Here is an 18,598-nt window from a genome sequence, read left to right as displayed (position 1 = left end):
GCGCTAGAACTTCGCGCCCACCCGCAGGCCGTAGGTGCGGGGCGGCAGGTAGGAGCCGTAGTAGACGCCGGCGGTCGAGGTGGCGAAGGCGTAGGACTTCACCAGTTCGTCGGTGATGTTGTTGGCGTAAGCCGTGACCGACCACACGCCTTCCGGCGAGTCGTAGCTCAGGTTCAGGTCGCCGGTCGTGTAGGCGTCCTGGCGGATGATCGGGCTGCGGATGTCGAACAGCAGGTACTGTTTGCTGACGAACCGGGCCCGGGCCGCCGCCGTCAGGCTGCCGCCGTTGGGCAGGTCGAAGCGGTGCGAGTAGTCGACGGTCACCGTCGACTTCGGCGACTTGGGCAGCGGATTGCCCGAGAAGTCGCCGCCCGACGAATAGGGCGTGACCGGCAGTACGAAGTCGTTGAACTCCGAATGGGTCAGGGCCGCGACCACGCCGAGACGGTCGGCGGAGCTGATGGCCCACTGCGATTCCAGCTCCAGGCCGTACACCGTCGCCTTGTCGGCGTTGTAGGTGATCCGGCCCGAGGCGGTGCAGGCCGCCAGGTTGGACGGCAGGTTCAGACAACCCAGCTGGCTGGCCTGGTAGTTCTTGTAGCCGTAGTGGAAGGCCGTGAGGTTCAGCTGCAGCGCGTTGCTGAACAGGCGGTTCTTCGACCCCGCCTCGAACGACAGCACCTTCTCGGGCTCGTAGGAGTTGGGCGGCAGGCCGTCGTAGTTGCCGCCGGCCTTGTAGCCGGTCGCGGCGGTGACATAGATCAGCGAGCGCTCGGCCAGCTGGTACTCGGCCGAGGCCTTCCAGTTGGTGGCCTTCCACTCGGCGTTGGCGGAGTTGGTGATGTTGGACAGCAGCACGCCCGCGGCGTTGCGCACCTGGGTGCTGCCGGTCTGCTTCTTCTGGTCGTTGGTGTAGCGCAGGCCGCCGGTCAGGCGCAGCTTGTCGGTGACATGCCAGGTGGCCTGGCCGAACAGGGCGCGCGAGAAGGCGTCGATGTCCGGATAGCCGAAGGTGACCTGGGTCGGCGGCGCCAGCAGCACCTGGTAGGAACTCTGGGCCTCGCCCCAGTAGTAGGCGCCGAGGATCCACGACACGGTCTGGTCGCCGGGCGAGGCCAGGCGCACTTCCACCGACTGCTGCTTGGCTTCCTGGTTCAGCTGGATGCGGCGGTCGCTGGCGTAGAGGTTGTCCAGCTTCATCTCATGATAGGCCGGCAGCACCGTCAGGGTCGCCGGGCCGAAGTCCCAGGTGATCTCGCTGTGGACGCCCCAGTTGCGGTTGTCGATGTGGGCGCCCGGGTTGGTGGTGTTGGTCGAGCGCGGATCCACGCCGGCCACGTTCAGCTTGTAGGCCGCCGGACCCACGCCCGTGCGCAGGTCGTAGTCGGCGCCCAGCAGGATCGACAGGTCGTCGGTCGGCTTGACCAGCAGTTGGCCGCGGAAGGCGCGGGAATCCTGATCCTCGCTCTTGCCGTCGGCCGCGTAGCCGTCGCGCTTCAGGGTGCGCATGGCGACCCGGGCGGCGACCTTGTCGCTGAGCGGCAGGTTGGCCATGCCGCTGACGCCGACCTGATTGTAGGAGCCGTACTCGGCGCCAAGGGCGGCCTCGAAGTCGAAGCGCGGACGGGCCGAGATGACGTTGATGGCGCCGGCGGTGGCGTTGCGGCCGTAGAGCGTGCCTTGCGGGCCGCGCAGCACTTCGACCTGCTGGATGTCGTAGATCAGCCCGCCGGTCGATTGCGGCCGGCCCAGATAGACGCCGTCGATGTGATAGGCGACGGCAGGGTCGCCCTGCGGGCCGTCATTGGTGCTGAAGATGCCGCGGATGGCGACGCCGGTGGCGGCGTTGCTGGAATTGATCTCGACGTTGGGAGCCGAGCCTTGCAGCGCCTGCAGGTTCGGCGCGGCCTGCTTCTCCAGGCTGTCGGCGCTGATGGCCGTGACGGCCACCGGAATGTTCTGGACGTTTTCGCTGCGCTTCTGGGCGGTGACCACCACCTCTTCCAGCGCGGCGGGCTCGACCGGCGCCTGGCCGGCGGCCTGGGCGTTGGCGACGGCGCTCCAGCCGATCGCGATGCCGACCCCGGCGAGCAGCGCGGCCTTCAGCGGGCGACGTCCGGGCATGGTTTGACCCCTCATTCGTAACCTCCCTCATATGTCATCGCCCCGCCTCTTTGGACTGGGGTCGTTGATTGGTTCTTGGATCGACGGCCCCGCACACGACCGGTCGCCGACCTGAATTTCGCGGGGTCCGAGCCCTCGGAGGATCGCCAGAGATCAAGACGCGAAGCCTCGCGCGCCCGCCGCGACAAGCGACGGAGCCCTGCGCCGAGACGCGCTCTCGATGTCTGCTGACGATCCCCTGAGGTCTCTCCCGCCCCCGCTGATCTCCGAGTTGAAGTAGATCAGGCGGAAGACGGAAGAGAGGGATCGAAAACCCGCAGCGCCCGATAGCTTTACCGAACGCCGTTTCCCTTATCTGGCCGGCAGGTACATGGGCATGGAGTCTTCCCACAGGCTGTCGGTCAGCAGGCGCTTGCCCGTGCCGTTGGCGTTCATGACCATGATCTGGCCATAGGGCTGGAAGGTGTTGTCGTAGAGCGCGGCCTCCTCGCGGAAGCCGTACATGCCGGTGCTGAACAGGATGCGGCCGTCGGCGCTCCAGACGGCGTGGCCGTCGTTGCCGCGGTTGGTGGTCAGGCGCTGCAGGTCCGAGCCGTCCGGCCGGATCGTGAAGACGTCGAAGTTCACCGCGTCCACTTTTCGCGTGAAGACGATGCGCTTGCCGTCCGGCGACCAGAACGGAAGGTTGTCGTAGCCGGTGGTCAGCACCCGGATCTGGCGGGTGTCGAGATTGATGACCCGCAGGCCCTTCTCGCTCTCGCCCCAGACCCGGAAGACGATCTCCTTGCCGTCGGCCGAGTAGCTGGGGAAGCCCGAATGGATCGTCCCGTCGGTCAGGGGCTCGTAGTCGGTTCCGTCGGCGCGCACCCGCATCAGGGTGGCCTTGCCCTTGGCGCGCTCCTGGAACCAGACGCCCATGCCGAAGGTCAGCCATTGGCCGTCGGGCGACCAGCCCGGCATGAAGGCGCCGGCCAGGCCCTTCTTGAGCAGCACCGGGTCCAGACCCTTGCCCTCGACATCGAACACCACGCGGCGGTTGGAGCCGTCGCGGTTCATGGTCACCAGCGAGGAGTTGCCCTGCTGCTTCTCGGTGATCGCCAGGACGCCGTCCTTGGAGACGACCGGGAAGACGTCGGTGTGCAGGTAGTCGAACTTGGGGTCCCAGCTGTAAAGCGGTTTGAACTGGCCGCGAGCCTTGAAACCGACCTTCTCGTAGATCACGCTCTTGCCGTCCGGCGACCAGACGGGCGAACGCAACACGCGCTTCACCGGGGGCTTGCCGTCGGTGGTGTAGAGCCCCTCCTCCGGTCCGCCCTTCAGCTGATAGGCGACGACGTCGTTGCTCAGGAACTGCGGGAAGAGCTTGAAGCCCGGACCCGAGGTCAGCTCGGCGCGCGCGCCGGTGACCACCTCGACCGAGACGATCTGCGAGGTGACGCCGCCGACGGTGTCAGGACGGCGGGTGAACCAGGTGTCTTCGGTGGTCAGCTCGTAGAAGGCCACGCGCTTGCCGTCCGGCGACCACTTGGGCGAGCCCAGGCAGAAACCGGGCTTGGAGGCGATGCGGCGGAAGCCCTTGCCGTCGGCGCCGATGACGTAGATCGACAGTTCCTGGGTGTGCTCCCAGCCCTTGCCCTCGTGGTGGCCGCGCCAGTCGGTGTTGCGGTCGGACGAGAAGGCGATCTGCTTGCCGTCGGGCGACCAGGACGGGCGGAAGAAGCCGTTGGGCAGGCTGGGATCGCCCTGCACCTCGGGCGCGCCGGTCAGGTTGGTCAGGCGCTTGGTCTTCAGGTCCAGGATCCACACGTTGGCGACGTAACCCTGGCGGGTCGAGACGAAGGCCAGGCGCGTACCATCGGGCGACAGCTCGCCGGAGTCGTCGACCGCCGAACCGACGACCAGCGGCTGGATGTTGGAGCCGTCGAGGCTGGCGCGGAACAGGTCCGACTGGCCGTCGCCGTTGCGCTCGGAGGTAAAGATCACCGACTTGCCGTCGACGCTGAAGCTGGCGTGGTAGTCGAACACCGAGCTCGACAGCAGCTTGCGCTCGTTCGAGCCGTCGGCATTGGCGATGTAGAGCTCGGACGACGACGGGCCGATGCGGTTCATCAGCATCACGCCTTTGCCCCCCGCCGGAGACGATGCGGGCGCCGCGGCCATCGCCTTGCCCGCCATCAACGCGGCCGGGACAGCGGCGAGGAAGTGTCGGCGGTCCATGTATTCCTCCTGGTACGCGCCGCCTGTCACGCGGCGGCTTGGTGTTCGTCGGACGGCGTCGGCTCCGTCTTCTTGTTCTTCTAGGCTAAGCCGGAGGAAGGCCCGGCGTGTCGATCACAATTGCGTCCGGCCCTATCCATTTCGGCGCGGAGGCTCTTCGACCTGGGCGGATTCGAAGGTCCGCGCCCGGCGCAGGGCTGGAAACCACCAGGCGCAGAGGCCGGTGACGATGATGGCGCCAACGCCGCCGAACACCACCGCCGGCACTGGTCCGATAGCGGCGGCGAGGAAGCCGGACTCCGCCTCGCCCAGTTCGTTGGAAGCCGAGATGAACAGCGACGAGACCGCCGCCACGCGTCCCCTCATTTCGTCGGGCGTCGACAGCTGAATCAGCGACTGGCGGACATAGACCGACAGCATGTCGGCCGCGCCCAGCACGGCCAGGCAACCCAGCGACAGCGGCAGCCAGCGCGACAGGCCAAAGACCACGGTGGCGACGCCGAAGACGGCGACCGAGACCAGCATCTTCACGCCCACGTCGTGCTTCAACGGCCGCCAGGAGAACAGCAGCGCCGTGGCCATGGCGCCAGCCGCGGGGGCGGCGCGCAGGTGGCCCAGTCCCTCCGGCCCGACATGCAGGATGTCGCGGGCGAAGATCGGCAGCATGGCCGTGGCGCCCCCCAGCAGCACGGCGAAGAGATCGAGCGAGATCGCCCCCAGCACCAGCTTGTTGGCGCGGACGTAGGACAGGCCCTCGATCATCAGCTTCCAGGGCTTGCGCGGCGGGCCGATCGTACGGGCGGCCGGGCGCACCAGCAGCATGCACAGCAGCGACAGGGCGAACAGCAAGGCGCTGACAACATAGGGAACCGGCGGCGACCAGGCGTAGAGATACCCGCCGGCGGCCGGGCCGAGGATCGAGCCGACACGGCCGGCGATGGCGTTGGTGGCGATGGCCAGGGGCAGCACATCGGGCGGTACGATGTTGGGTCCCAGAGCGTTCAGCGCCGGCATCGAGAAGGCCCGCGCCACGCCGAGAAACACCGCCACGCCCAGCAGGGCCGGAATGGTCGCCCCGCCTGACCAGGTCAGCCAGCCCAGGGCGACGGCGCACAGCAGTTGCAGCGAGGTGGTGAGGCAGACGATCAGCCGGCGATCGTAACGGTCGGCCGCCCAGCCCGTCACCAGGGTCAGGGCGAACAGCGGCGCGAACTGGGCCAGGCCCACGAAGCCGAGCTGAAGCGCGGCGTCCTTGGTGTCCATGGTGGCGCGCGCCAGGTCGTAGACCTGCCAGCCGACGACGATGACCAGGATGTTCTGGGCCAGGACCGAACACATCCGCGCCGTCCAGAAATAGCGGAAGCTGGCGAACGCGAAGGGGTGGCGCGGCTGGGCCATCGAATACTCCTGGCCGCGATCGGACGGCGGCGGTGCGCGCACCTTTAGCGCCGCCCGGACGGAACAGTCACGCGGGGCGCGTCCTCAGGGCGCGTTCCTTCGCACAGAACCGATAGCCGCCGGCCCGTCTTGAATGGCCGGCCCATCCCGCCGCCCCGTACCAAGGACGGCTACGGGAGGAGCCAGGACCATGACCACGGGCGCGGAAGCCGCCGTGCGGATGCTGCAGCATCACGGCGTGAAGCACATCTTCGGCCTGTGCGGCGACACCAGCCTGCCGTTCTACGACGCGCTCGCCCGCCTGGACCACGGCATGGAGCACGTGCTGACCCGCGACGAGCGCAGCGCCGCCTACATGGCCGACGCCTATGCCCGGGTGACCGGCAAGGTCGGGGTCTGCGAAGGCCCCAGCGGCGGCGGGGCGACCTACATCCTGCCCGGCGTGGTCGAGGCCAACGAGTCGTCGATCGCCTTGCTGTCGATCACCTCCGACGTGCCGGTGACCGCCCGCGGCCGCTATCCCCTGACCGAGCTGGACCAGAAGGCCCTGTTTAGGCCGCTGACCAAGTGGAACACCGTGGTCGATCACGTCGGCCAGATCCCGCACGTCTTCCGCACCGCCTTCCGCGCGGCGACCACCGGCCGTCCGGGCGCGACCCACATCGGCCTGCCCTACGACCTGCAGAAGCAGACGGCGGACTTCGACCTCTGGGCCCAGGCCGAGCATGGGTCGTTCCCAGCTTTCCGGAGCGGGCCGTCGCCCGACCTGGTGGCGGCCGCCGCCGAGGTGATCCTTGCGGCGAAGCGGCCGGTGTTCGTGGTCGGCGGCGGCGTAATCATCTCCGCCGCCAGCGCCGAACTCGCCGCCTTGGCGGAACTGCTCGACGCGCCGGTCGCCTCGACCGTCAGCGGCCATGGCGCGATCGCCGACGACCATCCGCTGGCTGTCGGCGTGGTGGGGGCCAATGGCGGGGTGGACCAGACGCGCGAGGTCGTGGCTGGCGCCGACACGGTGATCTTCGTCGGCTGCCGCGCCGGCTCGACCACCACCGAGCATGGCGAGGTCCCCGGCCGCGACGTGCCGATCGTCCATATCGACGTCGATCCGATGGTGGTCGGGGCCAACTATCGCGTCGAGGCCGGCCTGGTCGGCGACGCCCGGCTGTGCCTGGCCGCCTTGGGCGCGGCGATCGCCCGCCGGCTGGACGGCGAGGCGCGCGACACCGGCGCGGCCGAACGCCTGAAGGCCATGCGCCAGGCCAAGCGCGCCCGGTTCGAAGACCTGGCCCGGTCCACGGATCGCCCGATCCGCCCCGAGCGCGTGCTGGCGGCGCTGCAAGCCGCCCTGCCCCGCGACGGGATCATCGTCGCCGACCCGGGCACGCCCTGCCCCTACTTCTCGGGCTATTTCGACTTCAACGTCACCGGCCGGCGGTTCATCACCAACCGGGCGCACGGGGCGCTGGGCTTCTCCCTGCCCGCCTCGATCGGCGCGGCCTATGGCGCGCCCAATTCCAAGGTGGTGGCGGTGATGGGCGACGGCAGCTTCGGCTTCGCCGTGGGCGAGCTGGAGACCATCGTCCGCAAGCGCCTGCCGATCACCCTGATCGTGTTCTCCAATTCCTCCTACGGCTGGATCAAGGCCAGCCAGAAGAGCGGCTATGGCGAGCGCTACTTCTCGGTCGATTTCCGCCGCTCCGACCATGCCCGCATCGCCGAGGCCTTCGGGCTGAAGGCCTGGTCGGTGAGCGATCCGGCGCAGCTGGACGGCGTGGTCCGCGCCGCCCTGGCCCACGACGGCCCCACCCTGATCGACGTGATCTCCCAGCCGCTGGAGGAAGCCGCCGTGCCGGTCAGCCGCTGGATGGGCTGACCGGCTGCGCTGCACCTAGGACGCCGGATCCCGTAGTCGCCGCTTTCTTGCGGCGCGGTTGATTGATCGTCGTTACTCTACCTGCTAGTGGGCGGCGCGTGAGGGGATCCCTAATGCGCAGGAACGGTGCGTACGCAGCGCTGTTGGCCTGGGGCATTGCCGCAGCCGCGAGCTCGGTGTCGCCGGCGCAGGCACAGAGCGCGCGCGCCCTGCAGATCGACACGACGGGCCAGTCGCTGGCCACGGCCCTGACCGACATCGCCCGGCGATCGGGACGCGAATTGCTGCTGGCCGCGCCGACGATCGGCGGGCGGGACGCGCCCCGCCTCAAGGGCCGCTACACGCTCGACCAAGCCCTGCCGCTGCTGCTGGCCGGATCGGGCCTTGGCCACCGCCGCTCCGCCGATGGCGTCTACATCATCGAGGTCGCGCCGAGACTGCCGCCGCCAGCGCCAGAGGTTCCGGTCGCCTTGCCCGAACTGCTCGTGACCGCGCGCAGCCAGAACAGCGACATCCAGCGCACCGAGAACGACATCCAGCCCTACAAGGTCTGGACCAGTCGCGGCATCGAGCAGGCCGACGCGACCGACATCAACGACTTCCTGCGCGTGACGACGACCGCCAACGCCCAGATCGCGTCGGCGCTGCAGACCCCGGCCGATAACAACGCCAGCAACCGATCCGAGGTCGACCTGCGGGGCCTGGGCTCCAACCAGACGCTGGTCCTGGTGGACGGCCGGCGGATGCCCGCCCTGCCTTCGGGCGCCTCCGCCTCCATCCTGCAATCGGACCTCAACGGCTTGCCGCTCGCGGCGGTGGAACGGATCGAGGTCCTGAATTCCACGGCCGGCGGCGTCTACGGGTCGGGAGCAACCGCCGGCGCGATCAACGTGGTGCTCAAACGCGACTATCAGGGCGCAGATCTCTCGGGCGCCTACGGGATCACCGACGGCGGCGACGCTTCGACCCGCCGGCTCGACGGACGCGTCGGCTTTTCCCCTGACGATGGCCGCACGGAAGTGATGGTCGCCTTCGGCCTGCTGCGCGCCGACGCCCTGAGCGCAGGATCGCGCGACTACGGCGCCAGGGCCCGGGCGCGGCGCGTCGCGAACGATCCCGCCGCCGCCCTCGCCGACTACCCCGTCAGCCGATCGATCAACATCTTCAGCGCCTCCGGCGCCGCCCTGGTGCTCGATCCCGCCTATGGCGGCGCCGGCCTGGCCGCGGCGACGACCTTCGCGCCAGCGTCCTACGGCGGCGCGACCACCGACGGCGGCGCCCTGCTGCTGACCAACGGCGGACGATTGGACCTCAGCCTGTCGCCGGACGTTAGCGGCGAGCGCCAGACGCTTCTGAGCAAGCGCGAGACCTCGTCCCTGATCGGCAGCGTCCGCCGCCGGTTCGGCGACGCGATCGAGGCCTATGCCGACCTGCTGGTGCTGCAGAACGACGGCGAGGCGGTGATCCCGTGGAACACGTCGCAAGCCGTCCGCATCGTTGCGGGCGCCCCGACCAATCCGTTTCAGCAGGACATCTACGTCACCTTTCCGGCGCCCGGCTTCGACCCGGTCGTCCGCAACCGCAGCCGGACGACGAGAGGAACGGTCGGGGTGATCGCGGAGCTGTCGCGCGGCTGGAAGCTCAGCGCCGACTACAGCGCCGGCCGCGCGCGGATCGACGTCGCCCTGACCGCCAGACCGCCGGGGCCGATCGTCTCCACTGCGGTCATGCAGGGCCGAGGCCTCGATGGCGGCGCGCCGCTCAGTCCCCTGGGCGGGCTGGACGCGTTTCTCGGCGCGCTGGCCAGTCATGCCGTCGACGCCGGCTATGCGTTTTCGCAGGTCGATCGCTTCCAGGACCGGTCGATCCGGCTGGCGGGACCGATCCTCGACCTGGGGGGCGGTCCGCTGACCCTGTCGCTGACGGCGGAGGACCGGCGCGACCATGTCCCAAGCTCCGTCTATCGTCGATGGGACACACTGACCGGCCTCGCCACCGAGACGCCGATGACGAGCCTGACCCAATCGGCCCACCACTACTACGCCGAGCTCCGCGCGCCGCTGACGGACCGACGCGACGGCCCGACCGGGTTGAAGGGCCTGGAGTTCCAGCTGGTCCTCAGCCGCGAGCGCAACCGGGAACGCCTGGCCGCCAACCTCGCCTCCGAGGATCCGCGCTACGCCATGACGAAGGAGGCCGCCCAGACCACCACGGTCTACACCGCGGGCTTCAAGTTCCTTCCTGTCACCGGCGTGATGGTCCGAGCCAGCGCGGCGTCGGGCTTCCTGCCGCCTCGGACCGACCAGCTGTGGTCGACGACCGGCTCCTACACCTCGGACCCCGACACGTTCGCGAACTCGTCGCGCTATCTCTACCTGCCGGCCTCGTTCGCCCCGAAGGACCCCAGGCGTGGCGGTGAGGCGCTGGGCCTCGCGGGCGGCTATGACATCGTCGAGGGCGGATCGACGAACCTGCTGCCGGAGCGCGCGCGCAGCCTGTCCGCCGGCGTCGTGCTGACACCGACCTGGCTGGAGCGGCTGCGGGTCTCCATCGACTATACCCGGATCGACAAGCGGCGGGAGATCGTCAGTTCCAGCGCCCATGACGTGGACTACTTCCTCGACAACGAGACGCTGTTTCCCGGGCGCGTGACGCGCGCGCCGCTCAGCGACGCCGATCGCGCCAAGGGCTTCACCGCCGGGGTCGTCACCGCCGTGGACACCACGGCCCTGAACATCGGCAGGACGCTGGTCGAGGCGATCGACCTGCAGGGCGACTACCTGATCCCGACCGCGCGCCTGGGAGACTTCAAGCTACGCGCGGCGGCGACCTGGCAGCCGCACCTGAAACGGCGCGCCGATCCGCGGAGCGAGGCGGTCGAAGCGGCGGGCTACGCCGACGGTCCGCTGGTCTGGCGCGCGAACGGCGGCCTGGACTGGGCGAAGGGGGCCACGACCCTCGGCGTGAACATCGCCTTCTACGACGGCTACCGCGTATACGGCGGTGCCGACAGCGCTGACACCGTGGCCAGGAAGGTGTTGCAGCAGGGCGCGAGCCGAGTTCCGCCGCAGGCCTATGTCGACCTCTACGCGACCCGTCGCGTGGCGCTCGAAACCACGGCCGGCGGCCCGCGGGAAGTCCAGCTGCGCTTTGGCGTGCAGAACGTCCTCGATCACGATCCGCCCTTGATCGCGCAGTCGAGCCCGTCAGACCGCTCCCTGCCCTACAGCCCCTATGGCGACCCACGCGGACGGCGCTTCGAGTTCGGCCTGGTCGGTCATTTCTAGAGCCGGGCGAGCCCGGATGAGGGTTCTCGGAAAACCTGCGTTCTCCCCCGCTGAAGGCGTCCGCCCGGACGCCCAGACGCGGCCTTGCGCCGCGCCTCACCCCTGGAGGACAGCAAGTGTTCAAGCTCGCGCCAATCGCCTTGGCGACCCTACTTCTCGCGACCCCCGCCATGGCGCAGGTCAAGCCTTTCCCGGCCAGCTTCAAGACCCAGGAAATCGCCACCAACGGCGCGACGATCCACGTCCGCGTCGGCGGTTCGGGGCCCGCCGTCGTGCTGCTGCACGGCTATGGCGAGACCGGCGACATGTGGGAACCGCTGGCCGTCGAACTGGCCAAGGATCACACCGTTGTCGTGCCCGACCTGCGGGGCCTTGGCCTGTCGTCAAAGCCGGTTTCCGGCGGCTACGACAAGAAGAACCAGGGCCAGGACGTGGCCGGCGTGCTCGACGCCCTGAAGATCACCAAGGCTGACCTGGTCACCCACGACATCGGCAACATGGTCGGCTACGCCTTCGCCGCCGAGCATCGCGATCGCGTCGGCCGTTTCGTGCTGATCGACGCGCCGCTGCCCGGCGTCGGGCCGTGGGACGAGATCCTGAAGAACCCGCTGCTGTGGCACTTCCGGTTCGGCGGTCCCGACATGGAGCGCCTGGTCGCCGGCCGCGAGCGCATCTATCTCGACCGCTTCTGGAACGAGTTCTCGGCCAATCCCGCCCGGTTCACCGAGGCCTCGCGCCAGCACTACGCCAAGCTCTACGCCCAGCCCGGCGCCATGCACGGCGGCTTCTCGCAGTTCGCCGCCTTCGACCAGGACGCCATCGACAACAAGGCCTTCGTCGCCGAGGGCAAGCTGACCGTGCCGGTGCTCGCGCTGGGCGGCGAGAAGTCGTTCGGACCGATGATGGCGACGGTGATGCGCTTCGCGGCCAGCAACGTTACCGAGGGCGTCGTTCCGGACTCCGGCCACTGGATCATGGAGGAAAACCCCAAGGCCACCGTGGCGATGGTGCGCGATTTCCTGGACGCTAAGCCGTGAGCCGCCCCGTCGCCATATCGGCCGGCGCCGCGATCCTGCTGGCGACCTTCGCCATCGCGGGCGGCGCTTGGGCCGCGGAGCCCCTGGTTCGCCTGACGCCGTCCGAGATCGACGGCCTGGCCAAGGGCGGCGCCACGGCCGGCACCTCGGGCGTATCGGGCATCCGCACAACGGTCCTGTACGGCGACCCGACCAAGGCCGGCCCATACACGATCGCGCTGCAAGTCCCGCCCAACACCCGCATCGCCGCCCACGGGCACCGCGACGACCGCACCGCCGTGGTCGTCGCCGGCGTCTGGCGCTTCGGCTACGGGCGCAAGGCCGACGAGACCCTGGTCAAGATCCTGCCGCCGGGCAGCTTTTACAGCGAGCCGGCCGGGGTGGAGCATTTCGCCATGACCGGAGCGGAAGGCGCCAGCGTCTACATCTCCGGCTTTGGCCCGACCAGCACCGACTATGTCGAGGCGGCCGACGCGCCCAAGCCCTGACGACATCGACTCCGGGGGCAAGACCGACGCCTTGCCCCCGGAGTTCGATCGGACCTGGAAGCCGAGGTTCAGCGCCGCGTGGAGACGAGTTCGTAGGTGTCGGCGTCGCGAGCGACCATCCGGACCGGCAGCACCTGCGACACCGAGCGTCCGAATCGCTTGGCGTCGCCCGTCCTGAAGACGCCGGTGATGCGCAGGGCCGCGACCTTCGGATCGCGGATGACGATCTTGGCCCGCGTGTAGCGATTCAACAGGCCGACGGCTTCGGAAAGCGGCTGGTCATGAAACTCCAGAACGCCCTGCTTCCAGCCGAGGGCCTCGTCTAGATCGACCGGCGCCACCGTGCCCTGCGCGCCGTTCCTGGCGGTGAAGGCCTGGCCGGGCACGAGCCGGACCGGCGGCTCGCTCGCCCGCGCCTGGACCGGGGCCACCGACACGACGCCTTCGGCCAGCACGACCCGCAAGGCGCCCGGCGTCAGGCGCACGTCGAACTGGGTGCCCAGCGCGGTGACCACGCGCCCGCTGGCGCGAACCGCGAAGGGATGAGCGCGGTCATGGGCGACGTCGAAGAACGCCCGGCCGCTCAGCAGGCGCACCTCGCGCCGACCGCCCGAAAAGGCCACGTCGATCCCGCTGTCGACGTCCAGCGTCACCCGGGTGCCGTCCGGCAGATCGACGATGGATTTCTGGCCCTTGCCGGTGACGTAGTCGGCCCGGCCGACGGCGGTGAGCGAAGGCCCCGCCTCGACCGCCACCTTGGCCGGCTCGCCTGAACCGCCGAACCAGCCCTGATGAACGCCCGTGAGCAGCGCCGCCGACACCGCCAGAGCCGCGATTGAAGCCGCGACCGCCCGAGGCCAGAACGGCTTGGCGGCCGGTTCGGGCCTGGCCCGCCGCGCCGCCCGCGCCATGGCGGCGATCAGGTCGCTGTCCTCGGCGTCCTCGAAGACGTCCCAGACCCGATGGGCCTGGATCCAGGCGTCGCGGTTGTCCTGGCTTTCCTCCAGCCAGGCCGCGAACTGCTCGCGCTGGGGCGACTGATCGAGGTCGTCGCGGGCCAGCCAGCGCGCCGCGGCCTGGGCGGGGGTCGTGGCGTCGCGGGTCATCGGGCGTCTCCCGCGTGGGCCATCAGGTGCTCAATGGCGCGGACCATGTGCTTTTCCACCGTGCTGATCGAAAGGCCAAGGCGCGTGGCGATGGCCTGATGACGCAGGCCGTCGATCCGGCGCAGCAGGAAGATCGTCCGCGTTCGCTCCGGCATGGTCATCAGGGCGGCGGCGGCCGCGTTCAGGGCCTGCTTACCGGCATAGATGCGATCGGGGTCGAAGTCGTGCTCGTCACGAAGGCTGGGGTCGAGCACCACGTGCACGTCGGCGTGCCGGACAGCCCGGCGCCGATAGCGGTCGGCCAGGACGCTGGCGGCGATCTGGAAGATGTAGGCGCTGGCGTGATCGGTGTTCGAGGGCGTGCCGCGCACGGTCAGGCGCAGGAACACCTCCTGGACCAGATCCTCGACCTCGACGGGGTTGCGCACCCGGCGTCGGAAATAGGCGGCCAGCGGTCCGCGCATCGCCGACGCCTGGCGGGCGAAGACGTCCGCGCGCGCAGCGGCCTCGGAGGCGTCGGACATGGGCTCCCCTCGCGCCATTCCCATCAGAGACTCCGATCCCTGTCCAACGGCATGTGGCGCGGGCTTTCGAAAGGGCAGAACGCAGCGCCGGCGAAAGTCCTCATCAAAAATATTTCTCGGCTCGGCCGGCGGATCGCCCCGGTGCGCCCCCGGCGGCGAATGAGGGTTTTCGTCGCCCGTGCGTAATGCCTCCCCGGGCGGACGCAAGCGACGGCCGCCGACGGAAATGACGATGTGCGATCCCTCGATGGACAAGACAGAACTCGCTTCGCCGATCGACCTGATGGCGCTGACCGTACTGGACATGCTGGATCGCGCCGACCGGGCGGTGGAGGTGGATCCCCGCCAGGCCCGGATTCTCATCGGCCAGGCGTCGCGCCTTCTGGCGCCGGCCCGCGACGTCCGCCTCGCGCCGAGGCGGCGTTCGGACCTGACGCTCGCGCCATGGCAGGAGCGCAGGGTCGTGCGCCATATCGACGAGCGCCTGGGTCAGCCGATCAGCGTCGCCGAACTGGCCGAGGGCGTCGGTTTCAGCCCCAGCCACTTCTCGCGCTGCTTCAAGAGCAGCTTCGGCGTCGCCCCGCGCGCATATGTGATCCGCAAACGCCTGGAGCGCGCCAAGAGCCTCATGCTGCACACCCGCTTGCCGCTGTGCCAGATCGCGATGGATTGCGGCTTCAGCGACCAGGCGCACATGTCCCGCACCTTCCGCGCCATCGTCGGCAGTTCACCGAACCGCTGGCGGCGTGAGCAGGCTTCGGGCGCGGCGATCTTGATTCCCACAAGCCTGCCGAACGTTTCACAAATTGGGAAACAGCGCCTCGAAGGCTGAGATTGCAATTCAATATTGAAACATAGATTTCCGATAGATTTCCATTCGTTTTCCCCGAATGCAGATTGGCCGAAATTCGCCGTTATATAGTCACGAAGCGCACGCTTCCGAATTGACAAACCATCGACTTCGACAAGATTGCCAAAATCGTTGCAGAGATCGCAAAGATCCGCAGCGAACGTGAAGACCGCTCACAATAGGCGACGCCGCGATAACCCCCGCGTACGATCGTCAATACATCGAGGCATGACGTCGAAACTTCGGCGCTCGTGTTCTGCCAGCGAGCGCTGCTCCCGACGCAACGAAGCGTCGGCGACCGATCGCCAAGGCCCCGGTGTTTCCACACGCCAGCTTCGATCCAACCGCAACGCCCGCGATCACAGCGGCGTCCGGCGGCTCGACTTGGCGCGTCTCGATTTCGGCCAACACACACCGCGGCGACCGGAGGGGGCGCCGCGCTGAACAAGGGCGGTCACCGCCTGCACTCTCGGAGGGAACTCATGAAGAACGTCCGCAGATCACGCTTCGAAACCCAATTGCTGATGACCACGGGCCTGGCCGCGGCCATCCTGGGCTCGAGCTCGTCGATCGCCCTGGCCCAAGCCGCCCAGCCCACCGATACGGCCAAGGCCGCACCGGAAGCCACGGTCGAGAACAAGGTCGCGGAAATCGTCGTCGTCGGCACCCGCGCCAGCCTGCAGTCGGCCATGGGTCGCAAAAAACGGGCGGGCACGATCTCGGACTCGATCGTCGCCGAGGACATCAGCCAGTTCCCCGACAAGAACGTCGGCGAGGCCCTGGGCCGGGTGACCGGCGTACAGTTGGCCCGCGACTTCGGCGAAGGCAACGCGGTGTCGATCCGCGGCGTCGAGCCCGACCTGAACCGGGTCGAGATCAACGGCATGAGCACCCTGTCGACCGCCGGCAACCTGGCGGTCTACGGCGGGGGCGGCCGCGCCAACGACTTCCGCGAGTTGGCCTCGGAGCTGGTCAAGTCGATCGACGTGTTCAAGGGCTTCACGGCCGACATGACCGAGGGCGGCGTCGGCGGCACGGTCAGCGTCACCACCCGCAAGCCGCTGGACTTCAAGAAGCCGACGGTCTCGTTCACCGGCTCGCTGCAGAACCTGGACACCGTCAAGGGCTGGAAGCCGCGCACGAACCTGTTCGCCGCGACCCAGCTGTTCGACGGGCGCCTGGGCCTGATGGCCAACGTCACCTACGACAAGGTCAACACCCGCGGCGACTATGTCCGCAACTCGTCCTGGGGCCGGTTCGCCGACTTCGACAGCTCGGCCGACAAGACGGTCGACTACTACTCGACCGCCTACAGCGACCAGATCAACGAACTGGCCCGCGGCGTCACGACCTACGCCGGCTGCTCCAGCCTGACGACGCCGGATTCGACGCAGATCTCGACGACCAACCTGCGCACCGCCTGCCAGAGCCAGTGGTACGACTACGCGCCGCGCGTGGCCCGCTACGGCGTCTGGACCCGCGAGGACGAGCGCCTCTCGGCCGAGTTCACCGCTCAGTATCGGGTCAGCGACAAGATCGATGTCTGGGCCAGCTACAACCGCAATGAGCGGTCGCAGCGCCTGAACGACATCAACTACGGCACCGACTTCACCTCGGCGACCCGTCTGCGCAACGCGGCCTCGGCCAGCGCCTGCTCGTCGACCAACACCACGGCCAGTTCCGTCGTCGTGGACGCCAACCACAACGTCATCCAGTACACCCTGGGCAACTGCCTCACCACGTCGGGCGCCGGCGGCTACAACGGCTTCGGCATCAGCTCGCGCGACTTCGCCTACGACTCCTCGAGCGACTACTACAACGTCGGAGCCAACTACCGCGGCGACCGCCTGCAGGTCGAGTTCCAGGCCTCCAGCGCCGAGACCTCGACCGTCTCGCAGACCAATAACGTCAGCGTCAGCTTCGACACCCCCGGCATGACGGTCACCCTCGACCCCACCACCGGCGCACCCTCGTTCACCTTCGCCACCGGCTACAGCCCGTCGGACGCCTCGGCGATCCGCCAGTGGCAGATTCAGTACCGTCCGTCGAACTCGGCCACGGAAGAGAAGCAGTACAAGATCGACTTCGACTACGAGACCAACCTGCCGTTCCTCAAGAAGATCGAGTTCGGCGGCCGCGCCACCGACTTCTCGACCAAGGGCTACGGCTACGGCGGCTACATCCTCGACGGCGGCACGAACGACTACTCCACCGCCGACGACACCGTCCTCTATACCAACGCGGTCAATTCGACGGCGACGATCCTGAGCACGCAGACGGCTGACCAGACCAGCCCGACCGCCGCCTCGGCGGCCTACACCACCGGCTACTGGTCGACGACCGAGACCTGGTCGCGGGCGTTCTCGAACGCGGTCTTCTCGCAGGCGATGACCCAACTGCCCGACGCCTTCTACTACGGCGGCGGCTCCCTGCCCTCGACCTGGCTCTATCCGAACTTCAACCAGGTCGCTCAGTACCTCGACACGTCGCACTTCAACCTGAACAACCTGGTGACCACCACCGGCAACGACGGCAAGACCTACGAGCAGATCCCCTACCGGATCGCCGAGCAGACGGACGCGCTGTACCTGAAGTTCGACTACGAGTTCCCGCTGTTCGACTACGACGTGGTGGGTAACTTCGGCTGGCGCCGGGTCCATACCAAGACCTCCGGCACGGGCGCTCAAACCCGCAGCGAGACCTATGCGGCGACCAACGGCGGCACCTCGACCACCTACGTGCTGAGCAACTCGATCGCCACCATGACCAAGGACTACACGGTCTGGCTGCCGAGCTTCAACGTGGGCCTGTGGCTGCAGCCCAACAAGCTGTCGGCCCGCGCCGGCTTCGCCCAGCTGATGGCCCGTCCGCGGATGGACTACCTGATGCCGACGGTCAGCTGCACCACCGACAACTCGCCTGACGCCAGCGGCGAATATGACGAACCCAGCTGCTCGGCCGGCAATCCGAACCTGAAGCCGTACCGCGCCAACCAGTACGACCTGTCGTTCGAGTGGTACCCCAACAGCGACACCCAGCTGTCGCTGGGTCTGTTCTACAAGGACATCAAGTCGTTCTACGTCAGCTCGCGCACGCTGATCGGCAAGGTCGACGTCTACGGCGACGGCGTGCTCTACAACTACAACACCTACATCAACGGCCAGGGCGCGAAGATCTCGGGCCTGGAACTGACCGGCAAGACGGCCCTGACCTGGCTGCCGGGCGCGCTGTCGGGCTTCGGCGTCGACGCCAACTACACCTACCAGGAAGCCAAGGACGTCGAGCTCTATTCCACCCTCGACGGCTCGCCGCTGCCGTTCCCGGGCCTGTCCAAGAGCAGCGCCAACCTGACGGTCTGGTACGACAAGGGCCCGATCAACGCCCGTCTCGCCTACAACTATCGTTCGAAGTACCTGTCCTCGGCGGCCGACACCTCGGGCCAGCCGGTGTTCAAGGAGCCGACCGGCTATCTGGACGGCAAGATCACCTGGAAGCCGGGTCCGAAGGGTCTGCAGCTCTTCGTCGAAGGCAAGAACCTGACCAAGGAAGAGGAAATCTCGACGGCCGGCGATATCCGCCTGATCGAGCAGGGCTACTTCGGTCGCCGCTTCTTCATGGGCTTCACCTACAAGTACTAGCCCTCTGAAACCCCGGCCGCGCGTCACCCCAGTGCGCGCGGTCGAGGCCATTTGCT

Annotated in this window: 11 protein-coding genes; 6 read left to right on the top strand and 5 right to left on the bottom strand. The window is 68.3% G+C overall.

Translation table 11 applies throughout. The features are described from left to right. Positions 1–3: 3 nt before the first annotated feature. The 3 genes from AC2YHT_RS19290 to AC2YHT_RS19280 form a co-directional block, all read right to left on the bottom strand. A complete protein-coding gene (locus AC2YHT_RS19290; RefSeq protein ID WP_487291533.1) occupies positions 4–2,124 on the bottom strand; it encodes a TonB-dependent receptor in 2,121 nt (706 codons plus the stop codon). Between the two features lie 351 nt (positions 2,125–2,475). Next, positions 2,476–4,341 carry a hypothetical protein gene (locus AC2YHT_RS19285; protein ID WP_487291532.1) on the bottom strand — a complete coding sequence of 622 codons (1,866 nt, stop codon included), beginning with the start codon at positions 4,339–4,341 and terminating at the stop codon, positions 2,476–2,478. A 132-nt stretch (positions 4,342–4,473) separates the two neighbouring features. Then, positions 4,474–5,739, bottom strand: a complete 1,266-nt coding sequence (locus AC2YHT_RS19280) for an MFS transporter (protein WP_487291531.1) — start codon at positions 5,737–5,739, stop codon at positions 4,474–4,476. Between the two features lie 190 nt (positions 5,740–5,929). On the opposite strand from AC2YHT_RS19280, the gene AC2YHT_RS19275 reads away from it, so the two are divergent. The 4 genes from AC2YHT_RS19275 (at position 5,930) to AC2YHT_RS19260 (ending at position 12,424) form a co-directional block, all read left to right on the top strand. Next, positions 5,930–7,612, top strand: a complete 1,683-nt coding sequence (locus AC2YHT_RS19275) for a thiamine pyrophosphate-binding protein (RefSeq protein WP_487291530.1) — start codon at positions 5,930–5,932, stop codon at positions 7,610–7,612. Positions 7,613–7,725: 113 nt separating this feature from the next. After that, positions 7,726–10,899: a TonB-dependent receptor domain-containing protein gene (locus tag AC2YHT_RS19270; protein ID WP_487291529.1), complete on the top strand. Its 3,174-nt coding sequence runs from the start codon at positions 7,726–7,728 to the stop codon at positions 10,897–10,899. A 116-nt stretch (positions 10,900–11,015) separates the two neighbouring features. Further along, positions 11,016–11,936 (top strand): alpha/beta fold hydrolase, encoded by a 921-nt coding sequence (locus AC2YHT_RS19265; RefSeq protein WP_487291528.1) that lies wholly within the window; start codon positions 11,016–11,018, stop codon positions 11,934–11,936. After that, entirely contained in the window at positions 11,933–12,424 is a 492-nt protein-coding gene (locus AC2YHT_RS19260; protein ID WP_487291527.1) for a cupin domain-containing protein, read from the top strand. The genes AC2YHT_RS19265 and AC2YHT_RS19260 overlap by 4 nt, the downstream gene beginning before the upstream one ends. Before the next feature lie 68 nt (positions 12,425–12,492). Here the strand turns inward: AC2YHT_RS19260 and AC2YHT_RS19255 are convergent, their stop codons facing one another. Beyond that, positions 12,493–13,530 (bottom strand): FecR family protein, encoded by a 1,038-nt coding sequence (locus tag AC2YHT_RS19255; protein WP_487291526.1) that lies wholly within the window; start codon positions 13,528–13,530, stop codon positions 12,493–12,495. Beyond that, positions 13,527–14,054, bottom strand: a complete 528-nt coding sequence (locus AC2YHT_RS19250) for an RNA polymerase sigma factor (protein ID WP_487291525.1) — start codon at positions 14,052–14,054, stop codon at positions 13,527–13,529. The genes AC2YHT_RS19255 and AC2YHT_RS19250 overlap by 4 nt, the downstream gene beginning before the upstream one ends. A gap of 247 nt (positions 14,055–14,301) precedes the next feature. Here AC2YHT_RS19250 and AC2YHT_RS19245 point away from each other — a divergent pair, with 247 nt between their 5' ends. Both AC2YHT_RS19245 and AC2YHT_RS19240 read left to right on the top strand, forming a co-directional pair. Continuing rightward, positions 14,302–14,886: a helix-turn-helix domain-containing protein gene (locus AC2YHT_RS19245; RefSeq protein ID WP_487291524.1), complete on the top strand. Its 585-nt coding sequence runs from the start codon at positions 14,302–14,304 to the stop codon at positions 14,884–14,886. A 500-nt stretch (positions 14,887–15,386) separates the two neighbouring features. Next, a complete protein-coding gene (locus AC2YHT_RS19240) occupies positions 15,387–18,542 on the top strand; it encodes a TonB-dependent receptor (RefSeq protein ID WP_487291523.1) in 3,156 nt (1,051 codons plus the stop codon). Positions 18,543–18,598: the final 56 nt, after the last annotated feature.

The organism is Caulobacter sp. SRI_008 (genome assembly GCF_057586355.1).
Note: the sequence above shows the minus strand (reverse complement) of the source record. Positions and strands in the feature narration are given on the sequence as shown.

Coding starts and splice junctions, on each gene's coding strand:
- AC2YHT_RS19290 (WP_487291533.1), bottom strand. CDS start 2,124: ATGCCCGGACGTCGCCCGCTGAAGGCCGCGCTGCTCGCCGGGGTCGGC.
- AC2YHT_RS19285 (WP_487291532.1), bottom strand. CDS start 4,341: ATGGACCGCCGACACTTCCTCGCCGCTGTCCCGGCCGCGTTGATGGCG.
- AC2YHT_RS19280 (WP_487291531.1), bottom strand. CDS start 5,739: ATGGCCCAGCCGCGCCACCCCTTCGCGTTCGCCAGCTTCCGCTATTTC.
- AC2YHT_RS19275 (WP_487291530.1), top strand. CDS start 5,930: ATGACCACGGGCGCGGAAGCCGCCGTGCGGATGCTGCAGCATCACGGC.
- AC2YHT_RS19270 (WP_487291529.1), top strand. CDS start 7,726: ATGCGCAGGAACGGTGCGTACGCAGCGCTGTTGGCCTGGGGCATTGCC.
- AC2YHT_RS19255 (WP_487291526.1), bottom strand. CDS start 13,530: ATGACCCGCGACGCCACGACCCCCGCCCAGGCCGCGGCGCGCTGGCTG.
- AC2YHT_RS19250 (WP_487291525.1), bottom strand. CDS start 14,054: ATGTCCGACGCCTCCGAGGCCGCTGCGCGCGCGGACGTCTTCGCCCGC.
- AC2YHT_RS19245 (WP_487291524.1), top strand. CDS start 14,302: ATGGACAAGACAGAACTCGCTTCGCCGATCGACCTGATGGCGCTGACC.
- AC2YHT_RS19240 (WP_487291523.1), top strand. CDS start 15,387: ATGAAGAACGTCCGCAGATCACGCTTCGAAACCCAATTGCTGATGACC.